Annotated in this window: 11 protein-coding genes and 4 pseudogenes; 1 reads left to right on the forward strand and 14 read right to left on the reverse strand. The window is 41.3% G+C overall.

Annotated elements, in window-relative coordinates; translation table 11 throughout:
• Window positions 1-224 precede the first annotated feature (224 nt).
• The 14 genes and pseudogenes from B9L23_RS18605 to B9L23_RS18670 all read right to left on the reverse strand — a co-directional run.
• The gene (locus B9L23_RS18605; RefSeq protein WP_089098210.1) at window positions 225-767 is read right to left on the reverse strand and encodes a transposase; all 543 of its coding nucleotides are present in this window, start codon (window positions 765-767) and stop codon (window positions 225-227) included.
• Window positions 768-772: 5 nt separating this feature from the next.
• Window positions 773-2,299 carry a YifB family Mg chelatase-like AAA ATPase gene (locus B9L23_RS18610; RefSeq protein WP_089098211.1) on the reverse strand — a complete coding sequence of 509 codons (1,527 nt, stop codon included), beginning with the start codon at window positions 2,297-2,299 and terminating at the stop codon, window positions 773-775.
• Window positions 2,300-2,724: 425 nt separating this feature from the next.
• On the reverse strand, window positions 2,725-4,107 hold the full coding sequence (locus B9L23_RS18620) for a DUF7380 domain-containing protein (RefSeq protein WP_089098212.1): 1,383 nt from the start codon (window positions 4,105-4,107) through the stop codon (window positions 2,725-2,727).
• 368 nt (window positions 4,108-4,475) lie between these two features.
• Window positions 4,476-4,934 carry a VanZ family protein gene (locus B9L23_RS18625; protein WP_089098213.1) on the reverse strand — a complete coding sequence of 153 codons (459 nt, stop codon included), beginning with the start codon at window positions 4,932-4,934 and terminating at the stop codon, window positions 4,476-4,478.
• Window positions 4,909-5,079: a LytR family transcriptional regulator gene (locus tag B9L23_RS18630; protein ID WP_089098214.1), complete on the reverse strand. Its 171-nt coding sequence runs from the start codon at window positions 5,077-5,079 to the stop codon at window positions 4,909-4,911. The genes B9L23_RS18625 and B9L23_RS18630 overlap by 26 nt, the downstream gene beginning before the upstream one ends.
• A gap of 15 nt (window positions 5,080-5,094) precedes the next feature.
• The gene (locus B9L23_RS21850) at window positions 5,095-5,169 is read right to left on the reverse strand and encodes a hypothetical protein (protein ID WP_483874400.1); all 75 of its coding nucleotides are present in this window, start codon (window positions 5,167-5,169) and stop codon (window positions 5,095-5,097) included.
• Between the two features lie 160 nt (window positions 5,170-5,329).
• Window positions 5,330-6,301 (reverse strand): annotated as a pseudogene (gene galE, locus B9L23_RS18635) (UDP-glucose 4-epimerase GalE).
• A 14-nt stretch (window positions 6,302-6,315) separates the two neighbouring features.
• Window positions 6,316-7,596 (reverse strand): annotated as a pseudogene (locus tag B9L23_RS18640) (phospho-sugar mutase); the annotation flags it as partial.
• 183 nt (window positions 7,597-7,779) lie between these two features.
• Window positions 7,780-8,958: an RNA-guided endonuclease InsQ/TnpB family protein gene (locus B9L23_RS18645; RefSeq protein ID WP_089098215.1), complete on the reverse strand. Its 1,179-nt coding sequence runs from the start codon at window positions 8,956-8,958 to the stop codon at window positions 7,780-7,782.
• A gap of 134 nt (window positions 8,959-9,092) precedes the next feature.
• Window positions 9,093-9,542, reverse strand: a pseudogene (locus B9L23_RS18650) (phospho-sugar mutase); the annotation flags it as partial.
• 165 nt (window positions 9,543-9,707) lie between these two features.
• Window positions 9,708-10,811 carry a hypothetical protein gene (locus B9L23_RS18655; protein WP_089098216.1) on the reverse strand — a complete coding sequence of 368 codons (1,104 nt, stop codon included), beginning with the start codon at window positions 10,809-10,811 and terminating at the stop codon, window positions 9,708-9,710.
• A gap of 179 nt (window positions 10,812-10,990) precedes the next feature.
• Complete coding sequence (locus B9L23_RS18660; RefSeq protein ID WP_089098217.1) at window positions 10,991-11,833, reverse strand: Rpn family recombination-promoting nuclease/putative transposase; 843 nt, start codon at window positions 11,831-11,833, stop codon at window positions 10,991-10,993.
• A gap of 398 nt (window positions 11,834-12,231) precedes the next feature.
• Window positions 12,232-12,600 (reverse strand): DUF4209 domain-containing protein, encoded by a 369-nt coding sequence (locus B9L23_RS18665; protein ID WP_089098218.1) that lies wholly within the window; start codon window positions 12,598-12,600, stop codon window positions 12,232-12,234.
• Window positions 12,601-12,752: 152 nt separating this feature from the next.
• Window positions 12,753-13,085, reverse strand: a pseudogene (locus B9L23_RS18670) (IS110 family transposase); the annotation flags it as partial.
• Window positions 13,086-13,557: 472 nt separating this feature from the next.
• Here B9L23_RS18670 and B9L23_RS18675 point away from each other — a divergent pair.
• The gene (locus B9L23_RS18675) at window positions 13,558-14,877 is read left to right on the forward strand and encodes an AAA family ATPase (RefSeq protein WP_089098219.1); all 1,320 of its coding nucleotides are present in this window, start codon (window positions 13,558-13,560) and stop codon (window positions 14,875-14,877) included.
• The last annotated feature ends 2 nt before the right edge of the window (window positions 14,878-14,879 follow it).

The raw sequence follows: 14,879 nt of genomic DNA on the forward strand, positions 1-14,879 counted from the left end.
AACATTGAAGGGCCTCTTTTCCATATTCCCTTCCATATATTAAAACGGTATTGTAATTATATTTTACACCTTAAAGAATTTTCTTGCACTCATTTCATTAGGGAAACCGCTGTATATAGAAAATGCCTATAAATAAACCGCCCCACCAAGGGGTGCCTAATCATCGTCCTTTCCGCTGATGCCATTTCCACGCGCTTTCGATGGCTGACAAGTGACAGATGCCCTCACCCCCTCACAAATTCAGCATATTTTTTCTTCCGCTCTGTTTTTGTGCCTGAAAAGTAATCTAATAATGCATCCATATTCATAAATTTCGGAGGCAGCGATTTGGGATGCATATACAAATAAACTCTCCATCGGTAAAGTTCCGGCGCATGCACCATATGAGCTTCTACAGGATTGAGATGAATATATCGACTCACTTCCAACATTCCGCTGTCATTGTCAATCAATTTACCATAATAACGTTTTTCAAATACATGTCCCGTCAAACGATAGCGAGTATTATAATAATTCGCATACCGTTTGTTCATGAGCGCCATGACTTTCGAAATCGGCTCCTGTTGTGAGCGCAGCTGCAGGTGAAAGTGATTCGTCATAAGGCAATATGCGGCTATTTCAAATGGGATTTTTTCGTGAAGCTGGTGGAGGATATGAAGAAAAGCGAGAAAATCATTTGTTTCCTTGAATAGGGGATCACGCCGATTGCCGCGGCAAACGATATGATAAAACCGATGGGGCACCCAGATCCGCTTTTGCCGTCCCATTCTTTTTACCTCGCTGTTGCCTGTTGCTTCGTATATGTTTTCAGCCATCTTAGCGTCATCGCTTCCCAAAGCGATTCATCCGCTATCTCTTCGGTTCCCTTTAAATCGGAAATGGTCCTTGCCAACCGAATGATTTTCGTTTGTACACGATTGCTCCATTGATGCTGGGATGCCCATTGCTGCAACAGAAGTTGCTGCCTTTTGGCAAGCGGGCTTTTTTCCATTAATAACTCAAAAGGAACACGCCCATTCGTTATTTCTTTTCCGTAACGTTCATATTGCTTTCTTCTTGCTTCTTCTACTCTTTTCCTTATGGTTTCCGAAGATTCCGAAACCCTCGTTTCTTTGGTGAAATCAATGACTTCCAATGATAATAAAACATCCATCCGGTCATAAATCGGCCCGGAAACACGATTTCGATACGCTTGAATTTGTTTCGGACTACATGTGCAATAGCGCGTTCTTGAGCCTAAATATCCACACGGACACGGATTCATCGCCCCAAGCAAAATAAAGTCCGCGGGATATGTCACCGTCGACGAAATACGGCTAATCGTCACTTTCCCCGTCTCTAACGGCTGGCGAAGCATATCCAGCGTCTTTTTCGCAAATTCCGCCATTTCATCGAGAAACAAAACACCACGATGTGCCAGCGACACTTCGCCAGGCTTTGGGTGCGTTCCCCCGCCAATTAAAGAAACCGATGAAGCGGAATGATGCGGATGACGAAAAGGCGGATGGCCGCTCTCGATTTTTTCCCCTGCCAGCTGGTACAAACTGATCACCTCTAACTGCGCATCATGAGAAAGGCTCGGCAAAATCGTCGGAAACGTTTCCGCCAACAAACTTTTCCCGCACCCAGGCGGTCCAACCATTAACACGTTATGTCCGCCTGCCGCTGCGATCTCCAATGCTCGCTTTGCTTGATGATGGCCAATAATCGATTGAAAATCCCGATGATGCTTTCGCGGGGAGTCCATGATTTCAGGAGTGCGAAAAGCTGGGGATAACGAAAGAACGCGTTGTCCTTGCAGATATTGCACCGTTTCTTCCAATGTCTGAACAAAGATACAATCGAGATCTTTCAAATGATGAAGCGGAAGTGTGGGATCATACGGAAGGTATACTTTTTGAAAACCGAGCTTCTTTGCCGCCAATATCGCTGGAAGCATGCCATCCACCGGCTGAATCGCTCCATCCAACGATAACGAACCTAAAAACGCTGCATCGGGGGAAACCGGCGCTGTCAGCTTGCCCATTGCCTTCAAAATCCCAATCGCCATCGCCAAATCAAACATCGGGCTATGCTTTTTCCGCTCCGGCGGAGACAAATGAACAACAAGCCTTTTATCAAAAAAGTCGCATCCGAAAGCATAAAGCGAAGCAAGAACACGTTCCTTTGCCTCTTTCACCGACGCATCCGGCAACCCAACAATCACCATCGCCGCAATCCCAGGCACCTCCTGCACCTCCACCTGCACCCGATACCCTTCTAACCCCCTCAACCCAATGCTTAAAATCTTCACCGTCACTCATCCATCCCTCCCAATCACAGAACATTAGTTCTCACCCATCATTGTAATACCCTCTCCTTTATCTTTCAATTACCAATATTTCGACAAATTTCGGGTGGTGACAGGCACCAAACAATGGCTCTCTGTTAAACATCACAATCACACCCTTATTTCAATTTTTCAATCTCTTCAATTGGCAGTTCGGTTAATTCGTGAATCGTTTGGATGTCGTACCCTTTTACCAACATCTTTTTCGCAATTTGTCGCTTTTCTTGTTGTAATCCTTTTTTTACACCCTCTTTTAATCCTTTTTGCTCATACGTTTATGACGCTGCAAAGCAAGATATTCCCATTGATGTGATCAAAAAACAGCTCCGTATCGCGTAAGGGGTACCCTGTTTGTCTCTCTAACCATGGAAATTATTGTAATGAAAAATGCTCATCTACAGATCTATTATTAATTCTGACGTGAGCCCTCTTTCCTTAATCAATTTATCAAATAAAGGGACAAGAGCCATATTTAAAACTGTTTGTAGATGCAACATATAATTTTGTGAGAAAGCCCATTGGTAAGACTCCTCATCATTTTTAGCTTCAGCGACTTTCTTTTCATCATCTATTAATCCTTTAGTTACTAAATGATACAGGGGGTAAGCAGTCATCAGTTCCTTCGTTAGTTTTTCGACATTATTAATATCAGGGATAAAATCAATTGGCTTCGCTATCATGTCTATCGATTCTGCTACATCTACTTCAAGATAAGGTTGCATCATATTTTCTATTTCGTGAGTAGGGATTGGAACCTCCGCAGAAACAACAGATAATTCGTCACTCTCTTCCCATTCTTTATACGCTTTTCTTATAAGTATTTTCATTTCTTCAACCTTATCTGTCTTTCCAATATTCGCATAATGCCTCATCGCTAGTTCATAAAAATGGGCCTTTACCATGCTACTCTTTTGTTCTCTGCCTTGTTGATGCACCGCTTCTTCCTCAAAAGACCGCCCGATTTCCATCTGCAATTGTTGTTCCTCTTCATTGCTAATTCTCTTCAACTTTTTCCAATGGATGATTTCTTTACAAAACATGCGATGATCGGCATATTCCTTATTATCCCAATAACTTTTTCTCCCTTTGTTTAGTAATTGGATACACAACAACACGATCTTTTCATCAACTAAATTTGATAACTTGCTGCTCAATATATTTCTTAACAGCTTAGACAGTCCTAGTGTCCACCTGTAGTCTTTGTTCTTATCAAACATGTGTAAAGTGCTTTCTATTTTTTTGAGTATGATCTCAATCCATTCTTTATTTCCCATTTTCAAAGAAATTTCAACCGCTCTTGCCAGTTCAGAAACAAACAAATAACAATTCCCTTTTTCTAAATGCTTTTCGGCTGTTTCAAGCAATGATGGCAAGAGTATTTTAGAAATTTCATACTTATTTTTAGTTCCGTGTTTATCACCATGTTCAAACAGAAAGTCAGCGTATCTAGCCCTTAAAAATACGTTTTCCGTTTCTTCTAGACGCTGTTCATAATATGCTATTTGTTCACCAGTAAAATTCTCTATATCAGGCCATTTTGTTCCATCTTTATATTCGATCATAGGAATAAATCTTCCTCTATCATTGATTTTAACAATCGGTGTTTGATCATGGAGAGAAAGAACCTCAATTTCATACTGAGCCATCTTTTCAAATCTAACTAGGCCTTTCTCCTTAGCCCAATCTCTTATCTTTTTAAATTCCCCAACAAACTCACTTAAGTATTCACTGTAAGAAATCCTTTCTAGTTGTTTTACTTTATCCTTATACTCTTCCATAAATACTCCCCCTTTTCATCTACAGCAGTTATTATTACATTCACAAGTCGGCAGGTTACCATATATTTTTATCTGAATTATCTAAAATTTTATCATAAAAAATTTTTATACGCCTGTTTCTTGCGACTAGCCGCGCAATATTCTGTACGAAGCCATCATCCACTTTTCCAAAACAATGAACCACATCAATGGAAAAATGGAACCATGAATAAGCGAACATCCAAAAAAGAAATCTTTGAGCATCTAGGGTGTAGTTATTGAGAAGTTTACCAATGGAATGGATACAGCGGGTATAGCTAGAAGAGGAAGCAGAGGATCTCTATAACCATCATGCAAAACATAGAAGGAATTCGCAATCTTTATCACACCTAAGATATCCTTCGTAAATACATCCACACAACGAATAACGCAATCCCCGCCCCACACGCGTCAATCACTACATCCGACAAAAGCGGAGTCCGTCCCGGCTGAAACGACTGATGCCATTCATCCAAACCTGCGCAAATAACAGCAAACACCCATGCGCTAACCATCGCAAACCGCCATGGATATAACGCTCTCCATACAAGCACCGCAAGCAGACCAAATACCGAAAGATGAGCCAATTTACGTACGATGTAATTCCATGACAAAAAACCATCATTGATATGATCGATATGCCCTAATTGCAGCTTTTGTATGATTTCATTAATCCAACTGGCTGTATTCGCACCAGTAAACATGGGAGATTCCGTAAAATAATAAATCATCCCGCACCATGCGAATACAAGAATCCAAGGAATAATCTTATTTTTCATTTCATCACCTAATCTGTTTAAACGAATCATTCTTTTTTAATTCCTTCTTTCGTTTTTGAATATAATAGTGAATCGTTTTTTCCATCCACTCCAGCTTCTCTAGTGAATGAACATCTTGCAGAATGTAGCGAATGGTCTTTTTCACGGACTTTGGCAGCTGTTGAAATGATGGCATACATACCTCTCAATACTACTTATGATTATTCCTTTTAAAAATTGGTTTTAACTGATGAGCAAGCTCTCGAATCATGTCTTTTGTGGTCATATTGGCGGACAATTCCCCCTCGTTGATACTCTTCGATTAAGATTTGTTTGAAACGTTCGGTTTCTGGCTGCAAAGGCTTTTTCTCCATAACAAAAGTCACCTCCAAATCGAAAAAATAAATGCAGCCTCCTGCTGAAATCCTTCAGAGGGAAGCTTTCTATTATTCTGCATTTCGGCTATGCCACTTCCATGCGCTTGCAATAATCTCCTCAAGCGAATATTCCGCTTTCCAGCCCAACTCTTCATAAATTTTTTGCGAGGAAGCGACAAGGCGCACCGGGTCGCCCGGGCGGCGGTCTGTGTATTCGATTACCGCTTTGCGGCCGGTCACTTTTTCACATGTTTCAATGACTTCTTTGACGGAATAACCTAAGCTGTTGCCGAGATTGTAAATAGCGGTTTTCTTTTTACCCGACAATAGAGCTTCCAGCGCTAAAATATGCGCCTTCGCTAAGTCGGTAACATGGATATAGTCACGAATGCATGTCCCATCTGGTGTATCATAGTCCGTACCGAAGATGGAAATTTTGTCGCGCTGGCCTAACAAATGCTGCAAGACAATCGGAATTAAATGCGTTTCCGGGTTATGGTCTTCGCCAATTTCTCTTGACTCGTGCGCCCCAGCCGCATTAAAGTAGCGAAGAACGATATAGTTGAGTCCATACGCAGAAGCAAAGTCCGCTAAAATTTGCTCGATCATTAACTTCGAACGGCCGTATGGATTAATTGGATTTGTCGGGCAATCTTCCGTAATCAATTCGACATTCGGAATCCCATACGTCGCCGCAGTAGACGAAAAAATAAAGTTTTTCACATTATATTTCAGCATCATCTCTAATAACGTTAATGTAGCGGCAACGTTGTTTTGATAATACTTCAGCGGATTCACCACTTATTCGCCCACTAAGCTGTTCGCCGCAAAATGCATGACAGCTTGAATCGGATATTTTTCAAAAATCGGTTCAAGGTCCGCTTTGTTCCCTAAATCTCCTTGAACAAACACCGCGCGATCATCAACTAAATATCGATGACCAGTCGATAAGTTATCAAGCACGATTACTTGCTCTTTTTCCACTAACTCTTTCACTAAATGGCTGCCGATATAACCGGCTCCGCCGACAACGAGAATCATATACAATCCTCCAATTATACGTTAATTATTTGATGGACTATCGTCATTACTGCGTTTTCTAATTCGGCAATAAGTTCTTCGCTCTCTTGTAACGATGTTCCTCTCACGCCAAAGTAAAACTTCGCTTTCGGCTCCGTGCCTGATGGACGCAAACAGAACCATGCGCCATTCGCAAGATGATATTTCAACACGTTCGAACGAGGCAAGTCAATCGTCTGTTCTTCCCCAGTCGCCACGATGGTACGCTTGCTTATCAAATAGTCTTCGATCGCGACAACGCTAACGCCAGCGATTTCTTTCGGCGGCTCTTTGCGGAATGCCGCTAGAATGTTCGCAATTTGCTCGGCGCCATCTTTTCCTTTTAACGTTAGCGAGCGCAATGATTCACGATAGTAACCGTATTTTTCAAAAATCTCTAATAACCCTTCATACAATGTTTTTCCCTGCGTTTTATAATAAGCCGCTACTTCCGCGGCAAAAATCGCCGATTGCACCGCATCTTTGTCGCGGACAAAGTCGCCGATTAAATAGCCATAGCTTTCTTCATAACCGAACTGGAACGTGTATTCTTTCGTCCGTTCAAACTCGTTAATCTTCTCGCCGATAAATTTAAACCCAGTCAATGTATCGATCGTTGGCAAGCCATAATGCTCGGCAATCGCGCGGCCGATTTCGGACGTCACGATCGTTTTCACAACGACGCCGTTTTTCGGCAAAATTCCTTTTGCCTGCTTTTGCGATAATAAATATTCCAGCATCAACGCGCCCATTTGGTTGCCTGTTAACACAACATATTCGCCATCTAAATTTTTCACCGCGACACCAAGACGGTCCGCATCCGGGTCGGTTGCCATTAAAATGTCGGCATCGATTTTTTTACCGTATTGAATGGCTAATTCAAACGCGGCATGCTCTTCCGGATTTGGTGAGGCAACAGTGGAAAAGTTCGGATCTGGAAGTTCTTGTTCTTTTACAACCGTCACGTTTTCAAAGCCAAATGCTTTTAAACCAGCGCCGACTAGCTTATTGGCTGTGCCATGCAAAGGAGAAAAAACGATTTTTAACTCTTTCGCCACTTCCGCAACCATTTCTGGATTTAGTTGAATCGTTTTTAATTGCTGAAGGTAAGCTTCATCGATTTCCTCGCCGATATATATAAGCAATCCGTTTTCCAGAAGTTCTTGCTCGCTTGCTACTTCAACCGTCAATTCGTTTTCCACGGCATTGACGTATTGAATAATCACATCCGCCACAGCTGGCGGAATTTGCCCGCCGTCTTGTCCATACACTATGAACCTCTCCCACCTACACTCCGTTTAGAGATAGGAGTTTCTTACCACTCGCCCGAAGAAGCTTCGGCGCAGAAGAAGGCTCTCTTCTCCCGCTCGATGCACGCATCGGAAGTCTTCCCGGCCGATTCGGTAAGCAACATCGGCTTTTGACCGATGGGGCGGTCCGGCCCGTCTACTACTTCTTGCTTACGCAATCCGTAGATACGTGAGCTTCGTCGGTACCGACCAAGGAAGAATATGTCCATGCACCGCCTTGCTCAAGATATTTCGGGCTCCATGAACGTCCCGATGTTCTTTATATCCACAAGAACAGGCAAAAATTCGGCCCGACACTTTTTTTCGTTTCCGGCAGACAGGACATGTCTGGCTCGTATACGATTCGTCCATCTCTTTCAGGCGAATGCCGTGCTGGGCTAATTTGTAGGCCAGATAGTTCTTGGTTTTCCCGAATGACCAATTTGAGAGCTTTTGCGCTTGTTTCCGGCTGGCCCGTTTTTTCTTTCGCGTGTGCCGCTGGACTCCCTCGACATTTCCGATGTACACATCGGAAACCGATTGGGCACGGCACCAATCGACAAACTGTTTCGTTGTTTTATGAAGGGCATCGCGCAGCTGGCGTTCCGATTTCGATAAGATGTACTTCTTGGCCCGTTCATACTTTTTCCATTGCCGGGACCCTTTTTGGCATCTCGATTGACGGCGTTGAATCTCGGCTAATTTTTTGTTTCGCAGCCGGTGAAGCGAGCGCACCTTTCGCCCCGTGATGAGGAGGGCTTGGCCGTTTTCGCAAAACGCCCCGATCGTATGGATTTCGCCAAGATCGACGCCAACCGCATGCCCCGGCTGGTACGCTTTCGCTTCCTGGCCATCGTCATAGGTGATGGCAAGATACCAGCCATGATCATAACAACATTCGATTTCTTTGATCGTTCCCTGCGGCAGCTGTGAGACGTAGACGATAATCGGTTTTTCGCGTTTTCCACCATGGATGCCCATGGACAACGTGATTTTCCCATTTTCATGAATGGTGAATCCGTCTTTTGCCCATTTGGTGTTGAAAAATGTCTTCTGCTTGTACGGATAACGAACGTGGCGATGTCCTTTCTGGATAGCGGCTCGAGCGGATTGCCGGGCGAAGAGGTATTGGTGGCAGACGGCTTGAATGGACTGGCTGTGAAGATGGAATCGCCCTTTCGTTTGTTTTTGCAGCTCGCTTTTCGAGATCCAGCGGCCGTGTTGAAGGAAATGCTCTTTGGCCAATCGGAGGCATTCATTCCAGACGCGAGCCGACTCGCGGTTACAGGCACGAAGCCGCTCGAGGTCCGCCTTCGATGCCTGGAAGGCCACTTTTTGCCCACGAAGCATGGTGGATCCTCCTTTCACCAAATCATGGATAAGAATAGTATAGCACATATGTTCTGTTTTTAGGAGAAAAAACAACCGATTCCTCTCCCACCTACACTTTGTTTAGAGGTGGGAGACTTCTCGGTAAATATGTTCGGCGGATTATGACTTGCTGTAATGACAACACCGGCAAACGCCCCAAGATAACGAACCGCAAACGACAACTCTGGCGTTGGACGAAGCTCTTTAAATAAGTACGCTTTAATCCCATGCTTCCCAACCGTCTTTGCGACTTCCAGCGCAAACTCCGACGACTTATGGCGGGAGTCATAGGCAATCACGACACCGCGTTCTTTCGCTTCTTCGCCTTGTTCCACGATATAACGCGCTAATCCTTCCGATGCTTTGCGAATGGTATAGATATTCATCCGATTCGTACCAGGGCCAATTTCCCCTCGCATACCGCCTGTGCCGAATTCTAAGTTTTTGTAAAAACTATCTTCAAGGGCTTGTTCATTATGCTGCATCAAAATTAATTGTTGTTTTAATTCTGCATCCAACTCTGGATATGAAAGCCATTTTTCCACTGCTGCTTTATATGTCATCTTTCTGTCCCTTCCCTTTGTTGTTTACGAGATTTGCTGAAATGGCCCACCACTCCCTCGTTAGCTCGTAAGGAATGTCCTACACGTATAAATCATGCGATTTCGTTCCTCTCCAAACGCGTTCTTGGAAGAAAGAGCATAAGAAGATTGGTTGTTTCGTTATGGTTAAATCCTGTCATTTTTATTTCTTAAAACTTGCAAAATTTGTTTTGACACCATATCCGCTTGATTAGAAAAAAAGGTGTTATGAAATGGATATTGGCTTCGCATTTTCTTCATAAACGCTTCGTCAATGACAAAATTGTGTAATTCCTTCCATGTAATCGTCTTGCATAAATGATTTTCTTTTAAATACGAAATCGTATTTTGATCTTCTTTCATCGTTTGTCGATCTAAAATCAATAATGGCTTACGAGCACATACTGCTTCACTAACGATTCCCCAACCAGGCTTTGAAATGACTAAATCCGCTGCGGCAATGTAATGCTGCGATTCGATGTAGTCTTTTGGAATGGAAAAAACGTTTGGCTTTTTCACTTGCACGTTGGACGAAACGATAAACGTACAGTTAGGACTATCCCAAATCGGCAAGCGTTCTAATTGATCGATATCGATTTTCATGCCGAGTCCAAAGAACGCAACGAACTGATCGCCAGTTGGATTCACAAGTTTCCTGATCCTATTAACTTCATTGCCATCTACTTCTCTTGCGAAAAAGCCAAACTGCTTTGTTCCTTTCGTCCCCCAATCCGGCTCTTGGCTTCCGGCTAAAGAAAAGAAATAAGTCATTTTCTCATAAGATTTTTTTAAAGGTTCAAGCAGCGGATCAGCAATCAATCTTTGATATGCCGTATACCAAGTAAAATTCGATATTCCAATAGAAGGAATCCCTAGCATATACGCCGCTTCAAACGGAAAAGCGGAAATATCGGAAATGACGAAATCTACCCCATTTGTCTGTAAAAAATTTCGTTCTTGTTCAATGAGGAAATTCCACTTTTTCAGATACTTTTTATATTCAACATTTAATTTTTCGATATCCGGCTCAATCGAGTCTTTTTGCAACACATAACCAATATCCGTTTCCATCTTGCGGAATGTTACTCGATTCTCATCCTTCAAAGACTCTCTCAAAAACTGAAGGGCAAAAGAGTGACAAATAATCACTCTTACGTCTTCCTCCATCTTCAACAACTGGCGAATAAGCGCAACACTTCTTGTCGCATGCCCAAAACCGTAATCAGAAATGTAATACGCAATTGTCTTCATTTTGTCTAAGCCTTTCTATTGAAATAAAAAAAGAAGCGGGGAACCATCCCATACCCGTCAAGTTAGCTGTATAAAATTTTTTAGGATGATACGCATGTTCGAAAAATCAATCAAAGGATGAAGAGAAAACCAAATGCTGGGCATGCCAAATACCCCTCAAGAAGAGGGTTATTTGGCATTTATATCCATAACCCAGGCAGTTCGGTTAATTCGTGAATCGTTTGGATGTCGTACCCTTTTACCAACATCTTTTTCGCAATTTGTCGCTTTTCTTGTTGTAATCCTTTTTTTACACCCTCTTTTAATCCTTTTTGCTCATACGAAATTAACAATTCGAGCACTTGTTCTTTTTCTTTCGTTTCCATCTTGTTCACCTCGTTTCGTAATTGTTGTTCTTCTTCATCCGACAGTTGCACATATGTTTCGAAAAAGCCGATTAACAATCGTTGCTTTGCTTCGTCTAATTCCATGCGCACAAGCATGCGTAAAAATTGTTTTTTCAATTCAATTCGTTCACTTTCAGTATACCCCATTTTGCTTAACAGCGCAGCGGCGATCGGGTTGTCGTTGCGAATATAATGACGCCAGTTTTGTTTGCGCAGCTCGACGGTGAAAAAACGGAAGTGGAGTATGTTCCCAAATGGAAGTCGAAGCGTAAATGAGGATGGTTCGTCGCGGATGGTATCGTAGCTGAAGACGGCAATCGGAACGATGTTTGTGCGGTATTTTTCAAACAAGCGGCTGAAGTAAATAAACATACGCTCTGGAAACGATGGTTGAACGTAGCTTTGGTTTTCGATATGGACGATAATTAAACCGTCTTCCCCTTTTAGCTTCGTTTCCACTAACAAATCAACGCGATATTTTTCCCCAGCGGTCACGTCCGTGAACAGTTCTTCAGATAAAAATGATAAATGGTGAAAATCAATATGCTCGTGCACTTGCGGGAAAAAGAGAAGAATAAACTCTTCAAAAAACGTTGTGATGAGCTCTTTAAACAAGCGGTCGTGATCGACGGCCATACATTTACCTCACCTCCAAAAATTTTACATACTTTTTCGACAAAACGAACCAAATTCCTGCTTGGGAATGAATTTTTTAAACAAAAGCAGAGAGCCAATCTATGACCCTCTGTTTCTACAAATCTCGACATATATCGGGGCGTGACAGGCACGCTGCACATGTCCGACGTTGTACATGTTCTTGGCAATATGGCACAGTTCTCGAAGAGTCAAGTATTCTTCTTTGGTCAAACCATTTAGCTGTTGTTTGATACAAAAATACATTTTTTCACCTCCCATCTAACTATATGATACTATATTTTACTGAATCTATCCTATTTTCAGCAAAATATAATTAAGGCGATTCATCTCCCACTTACTCCGCTTCGCTTCGTTGAAGTGGGAGTCTTCTCGCCTAATTAAGATAAAAATAAGTAGATTACTAACAAGTTAAGACCCTTCGTGCACTGTTCAAACGCAATTAATCCATGAGCCACCTTATTACGTAAATTTATTCCCATCTGATCTACCATTACCATTTGTATCAATTTATGAATGCGTTCCCCTAAAGCTTCTTTTATATCATCTCTGTTCAAAAATTCATTAAAAGTTTCCTCATGTTGTGCGGTAGACTTTTTGATCGACGTAGTCGCATATCCTGCGGCTGCAAACATTCGTCTAAGGGTGGATTCGAATTGAGGGACTAATATGTGAATGGAACTAACGTAGTCGCCATCAAAAAATTTTTTTATTCCCAGTTCTACAAATGGTTTATTCTTCGCGCTCATTAATGACCATGCAAAAATTTTATCTATTACTGTAGATGAGCAAATTCACTGACATAAATTGACAACTAAACAAAAAAGGAGACATGAACCCGATTCCTTGGTTAGAATAGATGTACCACCAACTATCCACAAGGAGGTTCATGTCTCATGAATAGCTCTTTGGATCGCTTCACGTGCATCGGGTTTGTCATGACGAGAGGAATGCCCTTCTCGTCAAGAAAGTAAGCGAGATTGAGCCAATAATGTCCCGTTGGCTCGATGCCAACGATCACCTCGGTTTTTTCAAATTCCTTCATGGCTTCCACGATGCACTGGTACAACCATTCCAATCCTTCTCTCGATTGCAGAACGGGAAACGGCTTTTTTAACACCCTCCCTCGCTCATCCACAAAGCAGGCGTAATGCTTCTTTTTCGCGATATCCATGCCAACCACCAGCGTTTGATCGGTGACTTGATTAATCTTCTTGTTTGAGATAGAATTCATGTATAGTCCTCCTTGGTATCCAAATTAGGGGTCAATTCGTGCGATTGACACCCCCGAATCATACCAAGAGGGCTTTTTTTATTCAAGTCCCCGAAAAAACTTCTAACAGGAATGCTCCTTTTTACTTACTTAGGCAATTATTTAAATGCATCTATAGCACTATTGCCAAGGGTATAAATAACACTTTTCTCCGACTATGAATAACAACGCACATATCCTAATATCATGAAGCGTCTTTCTTGACTTACCAGACCGATAACAGTAACTTTCAATGAGTCAACTTCACATTTTTGATTAAGCCCCAAAACGCCTAGAGACAGGCACTTGGTTAATTCATTGAAAAGATAAAATATGCTTATTCGTCCTCATCCTATGAACGCTTACACCACATTTGGTTCATTGTTTTCTAAAATTAACTTATTGGCTATAATTTATAAATATAAGTGAGATTACTTTAGGAGTTGAATAAACAATGCATAGAATTACGATTGAAAATTTCGGTCCTATCACCTCATTTGATGAGAAAATTGCTGATTTAACCATTCTAATCGGACCACAAGCAAGCGGAAAAAGTACAATAAGCAAATTAATTTTTTTCTTTCGTTCCATCCCTGATGAATTGATTAAATATTTACTTTCGAATGAAAAAATGGATAAAAGCAAAAATAACCCTTTTTTTGAATTTAATAAGGAGCTAAGATACAAATTTGTAGGTTATTTTGGAACCACGAAACATATGAAACCGTTTAATATTAAATATGAATACAGTACTGACAAATCGATTAGGTTATACCTAGAAAATGGATACGTACAAATCAATTTTAGCGAAAACTTAAAAAAGGAGATTTTTGATATTTTCCAAAAAGTGATAAATCTAAAAAAAGAAATACAAAATCAAGAAAAATCGTTTATCGATTCTTGGGATGTATCGTACTGGAAAGCCAATCAAAAAAGCTTGTTAGAAAAAACAAGAAGTGCCATCTATTCCGCTTTTGAAGATTCTAAAACAGCGATATTTATTCCCGCAGGTCGAAGCTTAGTTGCAACCTTATCCGATCAGCTACAGGATATTAATCCTAGACAACTTGATTTATTAACAGAAGGATTTATCGATCGTATTAATTTATTAAAGAAAAACTTCTCTCAATCATTTGAGGAGATTATTCAAGATAGAAAAAAATTCTCTGTTGAAAAAATCGATTTCGAGTCCATCAATTTAGCAATCAACATTATTCAACAAATTATGAAAGGTAAATATGTATTTTCAGATAACGGCGAAAAAATCTTTTTTAACGACAAAGAATACACAAAATTGAAATTTTCTTCCTCTGGTCAACAGGAAGTAGTATGGATCTTACTATTAATTTTCACAGTTATTTTAGAACGATTAAATGTATTTATGGTTATTGAGGAGCCTGAAGCACATTTATATCCAACCGCTCAAAAAGAAATGGTGGCTCTTTTCTCTCTCTTATTGAATTCATCGAACAATACCCTAGTTATTACAACTCATAGTCCTTATATTTTATCAGCATTTAATATATACTTGTACGCTGCTCAGATTAGTGAAAAACTAGACAAAGGCAATCATCCTATCGTCGATAAAAAACTGCGAGTTTCCCCTTCAAAGCTCAGAGCTTATATGGTTGAACGCACGGAAGATACATTCAGTTACAAAAGCATCGTCGATGAAGAGCTAGGATTAATTAGACCGGAGGAAATAGACGAAGCATCAAACGCAATCAATGATTTATTAGATCGACTAATGGAAGTGGAGGAACTGGAGGATTAAAG

Origin of the sequence: Parageobacillus galactosidasius (assembly GCF_002217735.1) — a bacterium.
Lineage (GTDB): Bacteria > Bacillota > Bacilli > Bacillales > Anoxybacillaceae > Parageobacillus_B > Parageobacillus_B toebii.